Origin of the sequence: Streptomyces sp. NPDC051963 (assembly GCF_044593495.1) — a bacterium.
Lineage (GTDB): Bacteria > Actinomycetota > Actinomycetes > Streptomycetales > Streptomycetaceae > Streptomyces.
Genome location: NZ_JBIUCC010000017.1, coordinates 52709 through 67713 on the forward strand (window position 1 = coordinate 52709; position 15005 = coordinate 67713).

The following is a 15005-nucleotide window of genomic DNA, read 5'->3' on the forward strand; positions in this document are numbered from 1 at the left end:
GAGGAACCCCCGACTCGCTTCCCCCGCGGCCACCGACCGGAGGAACCCCCGACTCGCTTCCCCCGCGGCCACCGACCGGAGGGAGCCCCGACTCGCCTTCCCCCCAGCCACCGACCGAGGGGACCCCCATCTCGCTGCGCTCGCCGTCCGCGCAGACGGATTCCGCCGTGTCGAGGTCGAAGCTGCCGGCCAGCACCGAGGCGCGCGCCCACACCAACTGTTCGCGTTCGGTGCACAGTTCGTAGCTCCAGTCGACGGCGGCGCCCAGGGTCCGGTGCCGGGGCAGGGCGGACGGGCTGCCGGCGTTCAGCAGCCGGTAGCGGTCGTCGAGGCGGTCGAGGAGCTGTTCGACGCCGAGGACGCGCATCCGGACGGCGGCGAGTTCGATGGCGAGCGGGAGGCCGTCGAGGCGCCGGCACAGCCGGGCGACGGCGGCGCGGTTGGCGGCGGTGAGCCGGAAGCCGGGGACGACGGCGGCGGCGCGGTCGGCGAAGAGGGCGATGGCGGCGTAGCCGTCGGCGGCGGAGAGGTCGCCGTCCGGGTCGGGAACCGGCAACGGCCGTACGTCCAGCAGGTGTTCCTCGGTGAGGCCGAGGCGGTGGCGGCTGGTGGTGAGGACGCGGACGCCCATGGTGCCGCGCAGCAGGGCGGCGGCGAGGTCGGCGCAGGCGGGCAGCAGATGCTCGCAGTTGTCGACGACGAGGAGTAGCCGCCGGTCGCGTACATGCTCGGCCAGGGCGTCCAGCGGCGGCTGCGTGGAGTGGTCGTGCAGGCCGAGCGCGTCGGCGGCGGCGAGCGGGACGAGCGCCGGGTCGTGCAGGCCCGCGAGGTGCACGAAGCGCACGCCGTCCGGGAAGGCGCGGGCGATCCGGGTGGCGAGGCGCGCGGCGAGCCGGGTCTTGCCGACGCCGCCGGGGCCGGTGAGCGTGACCAGCCGGGCGCGGGCCAACAGCTCCCGGCCTTGGGCCAGTTCGTCACGGCGGTCGACGAAGCTGGTCGTCTCGACCGGCAGCCGGCGGTCCCTTCGTGGCGCTGATCCGCCCATGATCAGCCAGTCCTTGGGGTGTGGGGGTCCGAGGAGAGCCGGAGGGTGTGACTCCTCTTGCGCGCACTCCCCACTCTCCCCCGGCAGATTGCATATTTGCACGCCGCGGTCACACCGTCGGGTGCACTTCGCCCGGGTCCGCGCCTGTACCGGCGCCCACGCGTACACTGCGCGGCCGATTTTGGCCATGCCTCCTTGGCGTACTTGACCGGGCCATGCCATACCCGCACCATGAGCGCCACACCCGCACCAAGTACGTCGCAGAGAGACACCCCCCAGCTCCACTCCCCACTCCGGAGACCCCGGAATTCCTGGAGAAAATAGGAGATTTCATGCGACTTCGCATACGCGGCTCAGGCGCGCGAGGCGGCAGACGAACCGCCGCCCTGGCCGCCCTGGCCGCCTTCGCACTCGCGGCTCCCCTCGCCGCGACGGCGACGAACGCCACCGCGGACGGCGGCGCACGCCCCAAGGCCTCGGCGGACGACATCCGCCAGTACGAGATCCAGATGCACTCGACCGTCAAGGACCGTACGGCGATCCAGCAGGTCGGCGTGACGGTGGACGAGGCCGACGACCACGGCGTGGTGATCTCGGGCCGCGCCGACCAGGTCAAGAAGCTCCGTCAACTCGGCTACGAGGTCACGTCGTTGGGCGCGGCCCCGGACCGGTCGGCGAGCGCGGACGACGTACGGCTCCTCGACTTCCCGTCGGCCGACTCGCGTTACCACAACTACGCGGAGATGACGAGCGAGATCAGCTCCCTCATCTCGGCCAACCCGAGCATCGCCAGCCAGCGGACCATCGGCACCTCGTACGGCGGCCGGAACATCGTGGCCATCAAGATCAGCGACAACGTCGGCACCGACGAGGCCGAGCCGGAGGTCCTGTTCACCCACCACCAGCACGCGCGTGAGCATCTCACCGTCGAGATGGCGCTGTACCTGCTGCGCGAACTGACGCAGGACTACGGCACGGACTCCCGCGTCACCAGCATGGTGAACAACCGTGAGATCTGGATCGTCCCCGACCTCAACCCGGACGGCGGCGAGTACGACATCGCGACCGGGGCCTACCGGTCCTGGCGGAAGAACCGGCAGCCCAACTCCGGTTCCTCGTACGTCGGTACCGACCTCAACCGGAACTGGAACTACCGGTGGGGCTGCTGTGGCGGGTCGTCCGGGTCGACGTCCTCGGAGACGTACCGGGGCGCCGCCGCCGAGTCCGCGCCCGAGACCAAGGTGGTCGCGAACTTCGTGCGCAGCCGGGTCGTCGGCGGTGTGCAGCAGATCAAGTCGGCGATCGACTTCCACACGTACAGCGAGCTGGTGCTGTGGCCCTTCGGGTACACCACCGCCGACACCACAACCGGCATGACGGCCGACGACCGGAACGCCTTCGCCACGGTGGGCGGGAAGATGGCCGCCAGCAACGGCTATACGCCGGAGCAGTCCAGTGACCTGTACATCACCGACGGGTCGATCGACGACTGGCTGTGGGGCAACCAGAAGATCTTCGCTTACACCTACGAGATGTATCCGCGGTCCGGGGGTGGAGGGTTCTACCCGCCCGACGAGGTGATCGAGCGGGAGACCTCTCGTAACCGGGATGCGGTGTTGCAGCTGCTGGAGAACTCGGACTGTATGTACCGGTCCATCGGCAAGGAAGCCCAGTACTGCAGCTAGCCGGCCGGATGGCTAGTCGGACTCCTCGAAGTAGGAGTCCAGGACCGCGTCCAGCTGCTCGTCCCACTCGGTGAAGCTGCTCCTGGCCGTCGCCTCGATCTCGATCGGGTACCAGCGGCGGTCAGGAGTGTGCACGGTGATGGTGAAACGCTTGCCGAAGCGGGGCGACTCCGTCTCCACGGCGCCGATCTCGTCCCAGCGGAACTCGCACTCCTGGTCGTCGAGGAACAGTCGTACGCCGCTGTGGTCGGCGATGATCTTCGCGCGGCGGTCGGAGGCCTCGAAGACGGGTCCGTCGGAAGCTTCCTCCTCTTCGGACTCCTCCCCCTCTTCGGACTCCTCCTCGTCGGACTCCGCTTCCGCGGGCTCCGCTTCTTCGGACTCCGCTTCTTCGGAGGCCGGCTCTTCGGACTCCGTGTCTTCGGAGGCCGGGGGCTCGTCGAGGGTCTCCTCGACGGCCTCCTCGGGCGTCTCGGGTGTCTCCGTCTCGGGCGTCTCCGTCTCGGGCGACGACTCCGCCTTCTCCGACTTCTCCGGCTTCACGTCCTCCGGGTCCTTGGACACGGGTGAGGTGAGCCCGGGGATGAAGGCCGGGTCGACCCCGGCGCCGTCCAGGGGCTGGCTGCTCGAACCTATGCGCTGCTCCACAGCGGGCAGTATGGTCGACGATCCTGTGCCGTACACAGCCAGCCCCGACTTTGTTATCAGACGCCTACACAAACAAGCTCAGCACCGCCGCCACCACGAACCCCGCCACCGACAGCACCGTCTCCAGCACGGTCCAGGTCTTGAGGGTGTCGCGCTCGCTGATGCCGAAGTACTTGGCCACCATCCAGAAGCCGCCGTCGTTGACGTGCGAGGCGAAGATCGAGCCCGCGGAGATCGCCATGATGACGAGGGCGATGAAGGCCTGGGAGTGGTCGCCTTCTGACAGGAGCGGGGCCACGATGCCGGCCGTCGTGACGATGGCGACCGTCGCCGAGCCCTGGGCGACCCGCAGGACCACCGAGATCAGGTAGGAGAGGACGATCACGGGGAGGCCGACGTCGTTGAAGGTGTCGGAGAGGGCCTGGGCCACTCCGCTCCCCTTGAGGATGGCGCCGAAGATCCCGCCGGCGCCGACGACGAGCAGGATGTTGCCGACGGGCTTCAGGGACGATGTCGACACCGTCTCCAGGGACTTGCGGGACCAGCCGCGCCGGATGCCCAGCAGGTAGTACGCGAGCAGCAGGGCGATGGTGAGGGCCACGAAGGGGCTGCCGAAGAACTCGATCACCGAGCGGCCGGTGGAGGGGTCCAGGGCGATCGAGGAGAAGGTCGCGGCGAGGATCAGCACCAGGGGCGTACCGATGATGGCCAGGACCGTGCCGAGCGGGACCGGCTTCTCCTGGGGCTCCACGCCCGACTCGCGCTGCTCGTTGACGACCGCCAGCTTCGCCTCGGCCGCCGCCTCCACCATGTCCTGGGGTACGGCGACGAAGATCCGCTTGCCGATCCACGCCGAGAACACCCAGGCGGCCAGCACCGCGGGGACACCGCAGACGACGCCCATGAGGATGACCCAGCCGAGGTCGACGTTGAGGAGTCCGGCCGCCGCCACCGGGCCCGGGTGCGGGGGCAGGAAGGCGTGGGTCATGGACAGACCGGCCAGCAGGGGCAGGCAGTAGAGCAGGATCGACTTGCCGCTGCGCTTGGCGGCCGCGTACACGATCGGCGCCAGGACGAAGATGCCCACGTCGAAGAAGACCGGGATACCGAAGATCACGCCGGTGACGCCCATGGCGAGCGGGGCCCGCTTCTCGCCGAAGAGGTTCAGCAGCCGGGAGGCCAACACCTCGGCGCCGCCGCTGACTTCGAGGATCGCGCCGAGCATGGTGCCCAGGCCGATGATGATCGCGACATGGCCGAGGATGCCGCCCATGCCGGTCTCGATGGTGGACACGGCGTCCGAGCGCTGGACCGTGCCGAAGAGTTCGGTGACCGACAGACCGGCGAGCAGGCCGACGGCTATGGAGACCGCGAGCAGCGCGACGAACGGCTGGAGCCGCGCCTTGATGATCAGGAAGAGCAGCAGGGCTATGCCGATGGCGGCGACGGTGAGGAGACCGGCCGTGCCGTCGATGAGGAGGAGCAGCCCTCCGGTATGGGGTGGGGTTTCGGCTGGGGCGGTGGCGGCGAGCGGAAGGGACATTCGGGGGGTCCTCTACTTAAATGCATTGAGCTTTCGGGCAGGGGGGATCGCGGCACGGCGCCCTGGGGGATGACGGGCGCCGTGCCGGGATGGCGTACGGAGTGCGGGAGTTGGGGGTGTCGGGCGGTCAGCCGAGGACGGCCAGCGCGTCGATCTCGACGAGGAGTCCCGCGGGCAGGCCGACGTACACCGTCGTGCGTGCGGCGGGCGGCACGGTGAGGCCCTGCTCCTCGAAGTACGCGTTGTAGATCTCGTTCATCTCCGCGAAGTGGGCGACGTCCGTGAGATAGACGCGGATCATCATCGCGTCGTCCCAGGAGGACCCGCCCTCCTCCAGGATCGCCTTGACGTTGGCGAGGGTCTGGAGGGTCTGCTCGCGCAGGGTCGGGCCGGCCGGCGTCGGGGGCTCGCCCTCGACCGCGGGCAGGAAGCCGACCTGGCCGGCGACCTGGAGGATGTTGCCCTTCTTCACACCGTGCGAGAACTTCGCGGGCGGCGTGGTGTGGGTCTTGGGGGTGAGGGCGATCTTCTCGGTCATGCGAAGTCCTTCGTCGTGGTTCTGCCCGAGTACTCTCCGCTGATCGCGTCCGCGGTACGGCGGACCAGCGGGAGCAGGGTGAGGAGTTCGTCGCCGGTGACGACGACGTTGGGGGCGGACACCGACATCGCGGCGGCGACCCGGCCGTCGGCACCGCGGATGGGCGCGGCGACGCAGTTGATGGACTCCTCGTGGCCACCGAGGTCGGTGGCCCAGCCCTGTTCGCGCACCTTGGCCAGTTCCCTGAGGAAAGCCTCCGAATGCGGTGTCGAACGGGCCGTGTACATGGGGTAGTCGAGCTTCTCCGCGAGGACGCGGCGCTCGGGTTCCGGAAGGTCGGCGAGCAGCAGCTTGGCGACGGCGGCGACCGTGATGGCGACCGGCTTGCCGATCCGTGAGTACATGCGCACCGGGTAGCGGCTCTCCACCTTGTCGATGTAGAGGACCTCGTCCTCCTCGTACACCGCGAGGTGGACGGTGTGCCCGCACTGTTCGTTGAGGCGTGCGAGGTGGGGGTGGGCGATCTCGCGGATGTCGAGGTTCTCCATCGCCTCCTGGGCGAGCGCGATGAGGCGGGCGCCGAGGCGGTAGCGCTGGTCGGACTGGCGGTAGACCATGCCGTGTTCGTGGAGCGTGCGGAGCAGGCGCAGTGCCGTGGACTTGTGCACGCCCAGGCGCTCGGCGACCTGGCCGAGGTCGGCGGGGCCCTCGGCGAGCAGCGGCAGGATGCTCAGTGCGCGGTCGACGGTCTGGCTCATGGCGTACGTACCTCCTCCTCGGCCTGCTGGGTCGTCCAGCCCGGGCCGAGTCGAAGTGTCCCCCACGCGTTGTCGTCGAGGGAGGCGAGGCGGTCGGCGTGGGCGCGGCGGGGCGGGGGTGCGAGGTCGCCGGGGGCGGTGAGGACGGCCGCGGCCATGAGGTGGCCGTGCCGTATCCGGTCCCGGACGGGGAGTTCGCGCAGGGTGGCGGAGAGGAAGCCGGCGGCGAAGGCGTCGCCGGCGCCGACGGGGGCTACGACGTCTACGTTCAGGGCGTGGGCGAATGTGACGGCGCCCTGGGTGAGGGCTGGGCGGGGGTGGGTTTCACCCGCCCGCGCTTGCGGGGTGCCGCCTGCGCCCACCCGTGTCGCCCCAGCGGCACGACTGCCCGCAGGCCGCGCCTGGGAGAACGCCGTTGCTCCCCGCGATCCCTGCTTCACCACCAGCACCTCCGGCTCGGGCAGCAGCTCCCGGATTGCCGTCGGGCCGCCCGTGACCCCCCACGCTTCCTCCGCCTCGTCCTCGCCCACGAAGACGATGTCGGCGCCCCGCGCCAGTTCGAGAAGCACCCGCGGGCCATCGGCGTCGGCCCACAGCCCCGGGCGGTGGTTCACGTCGAACGAGACCACCGGGCGCCCCTCTCCAGGAGCGGTCAGTTCTCGCAGCAGGCCCAGGCAGTCGTCCGACAGCGCTGCGGTGATCCCGGACAGATGCAGCAGCCGTCCGGCCCGCACCGCCTCCATGTCCACGTTCTCCGCCGTCATCGCCGACGCCGCCGACCCCGTCCGGTAGTACGCCACCTCGTGCGCGTCGGTCGCCCGGTCCCCCGCCGTACGGAAGTACACGCCCGTCGGCCGCGCCGGATCCCGTCGTACGGCCGACACGTCGACGCCGAACCCCCCGATCGCCTCGACGAGGTGGTCGCCGAACCCGTCGGCGCCGACCCGGCTCACCCACCGGGTGGAGTGGCCGGCGGCGGCCAGCACGCACGCCACGTTGGATTCCGCGCCGCCGATGGCGCGGTCGAAGGAGGGGACGTCGGCGAGGCGGCCCGGTCGGGTGGGCAGGAACGTGACCATGGACTCGCCGAGCGCGACGACGTCGACGACGTCGGGGGCATTGCAGGGTCCGGTGACGGTCACGATGGTCGTAGCTCCTCGGGTGGTGCGGGGTGGGCGGCTCCGTTGACCCCGCGTTGGCCGAGATGTTAGACAGCGGTAAGCGACATACGCAATGAACGTTGCAGTGATTGCAACGCTCCAGATCGGGGAGGTCCCGTGGCCCGCGAAACCGGTACCGAAGCGCTCGCCCGCCTCGCAGAGGAACGCGTCGACCACCGCTTCAAGGGCCTCCCGCCGGACGCCGCCGGACTGACCGTCGCCGAGTTGACGGACCAGCGCCGCAACCTCTTCACCGACGGCTTCGCCACCCCGGTCCTCGCCCTCTCCGCCGAGCGGCTGGAGCACAACCTCGCGCTCATGGAGACGTACACCGTCCGCCACGGCCTTGCCTTCGCCCCGCACGGCAAGACGTCCATGGCCCCGCAGCTCTTCCAGCGCCAGATCGAGCACGGCGCCTGGGGCATCACGCTCGCGGTGCCGCACCAGGTGCGGGTGGCGCGGGCCTTCGGCAGCCGGCGGATCTTCCTGGCCAACGAACTGGTGGACCCGGCCGCTCTGCGGTGGATCGCCGGAGAGCTGGCGGCGGACGGCGACTTCCGGTTCATCTGCTACGTCGACTCCGTGCGGGGCGTCGAGCTGATGGACGCGGCGCTCCAGGGAGCCGGCCGCCCGGTGGAGGTCGTCATCGAGCTCGCCGCCGGTGAGGGCGCCCGCACCGGCGTCCGCACGGAGGCGGAGTGCGCGGCGGTCGCGGACGCGGTGGCGGCCACGCGCACGCTGCGGCTCGTCGGCGTCGCGGGGTACGAGGGCGAGGTCCCGCAGGCCGATGCGGAGCGGGTACACGCCTGGCTGCGGCGGCTCGTCGCCCTGGCCGTCGACTTCGACCGGGCCGGGCGGTTCAAGGGCCTGGACGAGATCGTGGTCAGCGCGGGCGGCAGCGCCTGGTTCGACGCGGTGGCCGACGTCTTCGCGGAGATCCCCGAACTCGGCTCCCCCGTACTGAAGTTGCTGCGCTCGGGCGCCTACGTCTCGCACGACGACGGCCACTACCGCAAGCTGACCCCCTTCACCCGCGTCCCCGAAGAAGGCGCGCTGGAGCCCGCGTTCCGTCTGTGGGCGCAGGTCGTCTCCCGCCCCTCGCCCGAGCAGGCCTTCGCCAACGCGGGCAAGCGGGACGCGGCGTACGACCTGGATCTGCCCTTCGCCCAGGTCGTGCGCCGGGGTGACACCGAGCGGCCGGCGAGCGGTATCGAGGTCACCGGCCTCTCCGACCAGCACGCGTGGATCCGCACGGCCCCGGAGGCGGATCTGGAGGTCGGCGACTGGCTGGGTATGGGTCTGTCGCACCCGTGCACGTCGTTCGACAAGTGGCAGCTGATCCCGGTCGCCGAGGCGGACGGGACGGTCGTCGACTACATCCGCACGTTCTTCTAGGAGGCCCGGCCATGGCAGATCTCGTCATCCGTGACGCGGACGTGGTCGACGGCTCGGGCGGGCCCTCGTACCGCGCCGATGTGGCCGTCGACGGCGGCAGGATCGTGTCGATCGTCAAGGAGGCCGCGGCGGCGGGCTGCCAACGGCCCACGGCGACCCGGGAGCTGGATGCCGAAGGGCTCGTCCTCTCCCCCGGCTTCATCGACATGCACGCCCACAGCGACCTCGCCCTGCTCCGCGACCCCGACCACAGCGCCAAGGCCGCGCAGGGCGTCACCCTCGAGGTCATCGGCCAGGACGGGCTGTCGTACGCGCCCGTCGACGACCGCACGCTCGCCGAGGTGCGCCGTGCGATCACCGGGTGGAACGGCTACGGCGACGACATCGACTTCGACTGGCGGTCGGTGGGCGAGTACCTGGACCGGCTGGATCGCGGGATCGCCGTGAACGCCGCGTATCTCATCCCGCAGGGCACGGTCCGTATGCTCGCCGTCGGGTGGGAGGACCGGGAGGCGACGCCCGAAGAGCTGGATCGTATGCGACGGCTGGTCGCGGAGGGGCTGGAGCAGGGCGCGGTCGGCATGTCGTCCGGGCTCACCTACACCCCCGGGATGTACGCCGAGGACGCCGAACTCACCGAGCTGTGCCGGGTGGTGGCCCGGTACGGCGGCTACTACTGCCCGCACCACCGCTCGTACGGCGCCGGCGCCCTCCAGGCGTACGAGGAGATGGTGGCCCTGACCCGGGAGGCGGGCTGCGCGCTCCATCTCGCCCACGCCACCATGAACTTCGGCGTGAACAAGGGCCGGGCACCCGAGCTGCTGACGCTGCTGGACGACGCGCTGGCCGCCGGAGCCGACATCAGCCTCGATACGTACCCCTACACACCCGGCTGCACCACCCTGGTCGCCATGCTGCCGAGCTGGGCGAGCGAGGGCGGGCCGGAGGAGATCCTCAAGCGGCTGGCGGACGAGGAGACGGCCGAGCGGATCCGCCATCACATGGAGGTCGTGGGCGCGGACGGCTGCCATGGCGTGCCCATCGAGTGGGACACGATCGAGATCTCCGGTGTGAGCGAGGCAGCGCTCGACGACCATGTCGGGCGTACGGTCCTGGAGTCGGCGCAGCTGCGCGGCGAGGCCCCTTGGGTGACCGCCCGGCGCCTGCTGCTGGAGGACCGGCTCGGTTCGACGATCCTCCAGCACGTGGGCCACGAGGAGAACGTCCGGGCGATCATGCGGCACCCCGTCCACACGGGCGGGTCCGACGGCATCCTCCAGGGGATGAAGCCGCACCCGCGCGCGTACGGGACGTTCCCGCAGTATCTCGGCCGGTACGTACGGGAGTTGGGCGTGCTGTCCCTGGAGGAGTGCGTCGCCCACCTCACCTCACGCCCGGCCGCCCGGCTCCGGCTGCCGGACCGCGGGCTGGTCCGCGAGGGCTACCGGGCGGACCTGGTGCTGTTCGACCCGGCGACGGTGGCGGCGGGCTCGACCTTCGAGCGTCCGCGCGCACTGCCGGACGGCATCCCGTACGTGCTGATCGACGGCCGGTTCGTGATCGAGGACGGGCGACGGACGGACGTACTCGCGGGGCGGGCGGTCCGTCGCACTCCGCCCGCCCTCGCTTGAGTCACGGCTTGGGCAGGGTGCAGCCGCTCGCGCTCAGGTCGAGCTTGTTGTCGACGCCGAAGCAGGGCGCCATCTGGTAGGTCTGCTGGCCGTAGTTGATGCCCTGGCGGACGGTGACGTTGCCGCTCTCGTCGACCTCGCAGGGGTTGTTGTCGGTGCAGCGACCGCCGTCCTCGTTGCCGGTGTTGTTGACGGCGACGACCTGGCCGGTGGCGTTGTCGATGACGGGCGAGCCCGAGGTGCCGCCGATGGTCTGGCAGGCGGAGGTGTAGCGGACCGAGTCCTTCCAGGTCCAGCTCCCCTCCTTGAGCTGGTGCACGAAGCCGTCCACGTTGCAGGCGTACGTCCGCTTCCAGTAGCCGGAGACGACCGTGATCGCGGTGCCGGCGGTGGGGTGCGCGTCGCTGATCGTCAGCGGGTCGATGCCGTACGAGCTCTTGATCGCCGCGTAGGTGGTGGTGAGCTGGTACATCGACACGTCCGTGTCGGTCATCGTCGCGTACGCGATCTTGCTCGCGCGCAGGGTCGCGACGCGGGTGCCGGCCGGGTTCAGCAGGCCGAAGGTGCGGCTGGAGGCCTGGTCGACGATGACCTCGCCGGGCTCGGGGAAGCCGGACTCCAGGCAGTGGCCGTTGGACATCACCAGCGCCGGGTCGTTGTCCTCCGAGTCCGGGAAGCGCACGACCGAGCCGGAGCAGTTGCTGAGCGAGACGGTGCCGGCGAAGGTGACGGCCTGCGCCTTCGGCGCGGTGAGCCGGTTGAGGCTCGCCGTGGCGGACGTGACCGCGTCATGGACCACGGACGTGAGGGTGTCCGTCTCCGCGCCCGTGGCGGCGGGCTCGGCCGCGACGGCGGGAGCCGCGCCGACCCCGGCGAGTGCCAGGGCCGCGAGCACGGCAACGAGAGGTTTGTTCATGTGGGGGTCCCCTCTGAGACTTTGAGGCGTAGGTGACCGGAGGCCTTCCCGTCACCCCGTCTTGTCATGCGCATTCTGAGTGCAGAGGGGCGGGCGAGCAAGAAGTTTCTTCAGGACGGGCGTTGGCGGATTTCCGCGACGGCCTCGTCGATGTATTGCAGGAGCGTGCTGAAGCCGCTCGCAATACGCGCGCCGAGTTCCCGGCACCGCCGCTCCCGGGCGGGCGTGACCGCGCGAGATCGGTGAACCCCGCGCCCTCGTCCCGACCGCCCCGCCCTCCCGCAACTCGGTGGGCAGCTCATCCTCAAGCCGGGTGAGCACCCGCCGGGCCATCCGGTACTCCGGGAACTCCCTTGCCCATGCCCCACCCGGCGCGACCGCGAGCGGGAAAGGAGTCGCCGTCCGGGAATCGCGCAGCAGCTCGGCCAGTTCGCGCGCCGCCCGGCCGGTACTCAGCAGATCGGCCTCGGGAAGGGGCACCGACTCGTCATTCAACGCCCTTGGCGTTACGGCTGCTTGGGCCGTTTCGTGTTGCCGCGGCCGAGGCCCGGCTTGTCGTCGGAGGTGGTCGGGGCGGGATCGCCCGAGGGTGTCGAACCGGCCGTCGTGGTCGCCGAGGCTCCGGCCGACGGCTTCTCCGTGTCCTCGCCGGACGCGGAACCGCTCTGCGACGCACTCGGGCTCCGGGACGCGCCGGCGGACGGCCCCGCGGCGTTCGACGGACCTCCCGCGACCGGGCTGTCCGTGGCGGCCTCCGTCGACGCGGACGGATCCCCGGCCGTGGGGCTGGTCCGCTCCGGCTTGCCCTGCGCCCCGCCCGAGGGCGACCCGGAGAAGGAGAACGCGGCGATCACGGCGGCCACCGACACGGCACCGACCGCACCCGCGGCGACCATCACGCGGCGTGAGCGGAGGCCGAGCGGCCGGTGCCGACCGCGGTGACCGGACCGACCCGCGGACGCGCCGTCGGCCACGGGAGGCAGCTGGGCCGTGTCGTCGAAGGCGCCGTCCTGCCAGCCGTGTGCGGACGCCGGGTCGGCGTACTCGTCGTACGCCGGGGACGCAGGCGCCTGCGGGTGGTACACGTTCGGCGCCTCCTGAGGGTCCTCCCCCTCCGGCTGGGCGCTTCCGTACTCCGATGGCCTGGACATGACCGCGGATTATAGAGACGCATGGGGACCCTGAGACAGCTACCGGCGATAACAGCCCAAACCGCCGCGTCTCACGTGGTGGAAAACACGGTCCACGGGGCGTTACCCGGCCGTAAGCTCCCTGACATGCAGGTGATCCAGTCGACCAAGCTCGCCAACGTCTGTTACGAGATCCGGGGCCCGGTGCTCGAGGAGGCGATGCGGCTCGAGGCGGCCGGGCATCGGATCCTCAAGCTGAACACCGGCAACCCGGCGGCGTTCGGCTTCGAGTGCCCTCCCGAGATCCTGGAGGACATCCTCCGCAATGTGTCGTCGGCCCACGGCTACGGCGACGCGAAGGGCCTGCTGGCCGCACGCCGGGCCGTCGTCATGCACAACCAGACCCTCGGCATCGAGACGGACGTCGAACACGTCTTCATCGGCAACGGCGTCTCCGAGCTGATCGTGCTGGCGATGCAGGGCCTGCTGGACGACGGCGACGAGGTGCTCGTACCGGCCCCGGACTACCCGCTGTGGACGGCGGCCGTCTCACTGTCCGGCGGTACGGCCGTGCACTACCGCTGCGACGAGCAGTCCGACTGGATGCCCGACCTCGCGGACGTGGAGCGGAAGGTCACCGACCGCACCAAGGCGATCGTGATCATCAACCCGAACAATCCGACGGGCGCGGTCTACGACGAGGCGATGATCAAGGGCCTGACCGACATCGCCCGCCGCCACAATCTGCTGGTCTGCTCCGACGAGATCTACGACAAGATCCTCTACGACGGTGCCACCCACACACCGACGGCGGCGGTCGCCCCCGATCTGCTGACGCTCACCTTCAACGGCATGTCGAAGGCCTACCGGGTGGCGGGCTACCGGGTGGGCTGGATGTCGATCTCGGGCCCGAGGGCGCACGCCGATTCGTACATCGAGGGTCTGACGATCCTGGCGAACATGCGGCTGTGCGCGAACATGCCGGGACAGCACGGCGTCGTGGCCGCACTGAGCGGCCGCCAGACGATCAACGACCTGGTCCTTCCCGGCGGGCGGCTGCGCGAGCAGCGGGACGTGGCGTACGAGCTGCTGACCCAGATTCCGGGCGTGACATGCGTGAAGCCGAAGGGGGCGCTGTATCTCTTCCCGCGGCTCGACCCCCAGGCCTTCAAGATCAAGGACGACCGGCGGATGGTCCTGGACCTGCTCCGGCGCGAGAAGATCATGGTTGTCCAGGGCACCGGCTTCAACTGGCCCGAACACGACCACTTCCGCGTGGTGACCCTGCCGACGGTCGGGGATCTGCGGGATGCGGTGGGGCGGATCGGGAACTTCCTGGACGGCTACAGCCAGACCTGACGCTCACCCTGCGTGGACGCGCGGTCCTGTTTTGTGAAGTGCTCAACTTTAGACGAAATCCAAGCTAGGATGACTTCTGTCAGAACACAGGAGGCCATCCCATGTACGAACCGATCCGCACCAAGTCGGTCCACAGCTCGATGGCCGGCGCCACCTCGGACTTCCCCCACCGGTCCCGTGAGGAGGAGCTGGACATCCAGCTCGCGGGCCATCTCGCCGCGCTCCTCGCGATCACGGACGAGCTGCGGATGTCGGCACCTTCGGCCGACCTGGACGCGGCGGCGGAGCGGCTGGCCGAGCGGGTGACCCGGCTGCGGGGCGGTGCGACGATGCGGGCCCTGCCCACCGCCGACCCTCAGCCCGCCATCGCCCTGCACAGGCGTGCCCATGCCCTCGCGGGCCGCGCGCTGCTCGTCGCCGCCTCCCGCGCGGACACGGCATCGGCGATCCTGGCCGCCGAACGCATGGACGCCCACGCGGCAGCGCTCGATCCCAGAGAACTCGCATCCCACTGAGCCCTGAGAAGGGCACTCGATCGGCCCCGGCCCGCGCGCACCCGCAGCGACGCGCGGACCGGGCGCCACGTTTCTCAGTACTCTGAGGTCATGGAGTACGCGAAGATGCGCGAGATCGCCGCGGAGCTCGGAGCCTACGCCGAGCAGCTCGAAGGTACGTGGAGCGTCGAGATCGGCCCGTCCGGTCCGATACTGGCCATGATGTGCCCGTCGAAACGACACGAGGGCACCATTCGCCGCATCAGCAAGCAGCTGGACGAACAGCTCCTCACCACGCACCCCGGCTACGGCTGCGTGCCCGGCCCCGAGGTCGAGCATCCCGCACTCGCCCGGATGCGCCGCCCCGACGCCGTCGTCATCCCCGAGCACGTCCTTGACGAAGAGGGCCTGGCCGTAGATGCAGCCGAGGTACTGGCCGTCATCGAGATCGTCTCGCCGTCCAACCCGGACAACGACTACGTCGAGAAGCTCACGGAATACCCGGCCATGGGCATCGCCCACTACATGATCGTCGATCCGCGCACCGGCACCATCGAGGTGCACTCCGACCCGTGCAGGAACGGCTACGCCCACAAAGAGCCGTACATCTACGGAGACTTGGTGCCCTTCGGCCCATGGCAGGTGGAGACTGCCGCCTTCCGCCGCTACGGCAAGGCCGGAGACAGCGCGAACTGACGTCTTC

Annotated in this window: 14 protein-coding genes; 6 read left to right on the forward strand and 8 right to left on the reverse strand. The window is 70.3% G+C overall.

What is annotated here, in order from left to right; all coding sequences use genetic code 11:
- A partial coding sequence (locus tag ACIHFB_RS44045; RefSeq protein ID WP_400129802.1) for an ATP-binding protein occupies nt 1-1045 on the reverse strand: 1045 nt, incomplete at its 3' end.
- 332 nt (nt 1046-1377) lie between these two features.
- Here ACIHFB_RS44045 and ACIHFB_RS44050 point away from each other — a divergent pair.
- The gene (locus ACIHFB_RS44050; protein WP_365284180.1) at nt 1378-2730 is read left to right on the forward strand and encodes a M14 family metallopeptidase; all 1353 of its coding nucleotides are present in this window, start codon (nt 1378-1380) and stop codon (nt 2728-2730) included.
- Nucleotides 2731-2742: 12 nt separating this feature from the next.
- Here the strand turns inward: ACIHFB_RS44050 and ACIHFB_RS44055 are convergent, their stop codons facing one another.
- The 5 genes from ACIHFB_RS44055 to ACIHFB_RS44075 form a co-directional block, all read right to left on the reverse strand.
- On the reverse strand, nt 2743-3378 hold the full coding sequence (locus tag ACIHFB_RS44055) for a hypothetical protein (RefSeq protein ID WP_365284178.1): 636 nt from the start codon (nt 3376-3378) through the stop codon (nt 2743-2745).
- A 64-nt stretch (nt 3379-3442) separates the two neighbouring features.
- Nucleotides 3443-4921 carry a gluconate:H+ symporter gene (locus ACIHFB_RS44060; protein ID WP_365284176.1) on the reverse strand — a complete coding sequence of 493 codons (1479 nt, stop codon included), beginning with the start codon at nt 4919-4921 and terminating at the stop codon, nt 3443-3445.
- Between the two features lie 127 nt (nt 4922-5048).
- The gene (locus ACIHFB_RS44065; protein WP_365284174.1) at nt 5049-5459 is read right to left on the reverse strand and encodes a RidA family protein; all 411 of its coding nucleotides are present in this window, start codon (nt 5457-5459) and stop codon (nt 5049-5051) included.
- Entirely contained in the window at nt 5456-6217 is a 762-nt protein-coding gene (locus ACIHFB_RS44070) for an IclR family transcriptional regulator (RefSeq protein ID WP_365284172.1), read from the reverse strand. Before ACIHFB_RS44070 ends, ACIHFB_RS44065 begins: the two co-directional genes overlap by 4 nt.
- On the reverse strand, nt 6214-7359 hold the full coding sequence (locus ACIHFB_RS44075; protein ID WP_365284170.1) for a sugar kinase: 1146 nt from the start codon (nt 7357-7359) through the stop codon (nt 6214-6216). Before ACIHFB_RS44075 ends, ACIHFB_RS44070 begins: the two co-directional genes overlap by 4 nt.
- 135 nt (nt 7360-7494) lie before the next feature.
- On the opposite strand from ACIHFB_RS44075, the gene ACIHFB_RS44080 reads away from it, so the two are divergent.
- Both ACIHFB_RS44080 and ACIHFB_RS44085 read left to right on the forward strand, forming a co-directional pair.
- A complete protein-coding gene (locus ACIHFB_RS44080) occupies nt 7495-8772 on the forward strand; it encodes an amino acid deaminase (RefSeq protein WP_400129804.1) in 1278 nt (425 codons plus the stop codon).
- A gap of 11 nt (nt 8773-8783) precedes the next feature.
- Nucleotides 8784-10403, forward strand: coding sequence for an amidohydrolase family protein (locus ACIHFB_RS44085; RefSeq protein WP_400129805.1), 1620 nt, complete (start codon nt 8784-8786; stop codon nt 10401-10403).
- 1 nt (nt 10404) lies between these two features.
- Here ACIHFB_RS44085 and ACIHFB_RS44090 read toward each other — a convergent pair whose 3' ends face one another.
- Together ACIHFB_RS44090 and ACIHFB_RS44095 are read right to left on the reverse strand one after the other, a co-directional pair.
- The gene (locus ACIHFB_RS44090) at nt 10405-11319 is read right to left on the reverse strand and encodes a serine protease (RefSeq protein WP_400129806.1); all 915 of its coding nucleotides are present in this window, start codon (nt 11317-11319) and stop codon (nt 10405-10407) included.
- A 506-nt stretch (nt 11320-11825) separates the two neighbouring features.
- Nucleotides 11826-12470 (reverse strand): hypothetical protein, encoded by a 645-nt coding sequence (locus tag ACIHFB_RS44095; RefSeq protein WP_400129807.1) that lies wholly within the window; start codon nt 12468-12470, stop codon nt 11826-11828.
- 126 nt (nt 12471-12596) lie between these two features.
- On the opposite strand from ACIHFB_RS44095, the gene ACIHFB_RS44100 reads away from it, so the two are divergent.
- The 3 genes from ACIHFB_RS44100 (at nt 12597) to ACIHFB_RS44110 (ending at nt 14998) form a co-directional block, all read left to right on the forward strand.
- A complete protein-coding gene (locus tag ACIHFB_RS44100; protein WP_365284159.1) occupies nt 12597-13808 on the forward strand; it encodes a pyridoxal phosphate-dependent aminotransferase in 1212 nt (403 codons plus the stop codon).
- Nucleotides 13809-13909: 101 nt separating this feature from the next.
- On the forward strand, nt 13910-14323 hold the full coding sequence (locus ACIHFB_RS44105) for a hypothetical protein (protein ID WP_365284157.1): 414 nt from the start codon (nt 13910-13912) through the stop codon (nt 14321-14323).
- 90 nt (nt 14324-14413) lie between these two features.
- Nucleotides 14414-14998: a Uma2 family endonuclease gene (locus ACIHFB_RS44110; RefSeq protein ID WP_365284155.1), complete on the forward strand. Its 585-nt coding sequence runs from the start codon at nt 14414-14416 to the stop codon at nt 14996-14998.
- Nucleotides 14999-15005 lie beyond the last annotated feature (7 nt).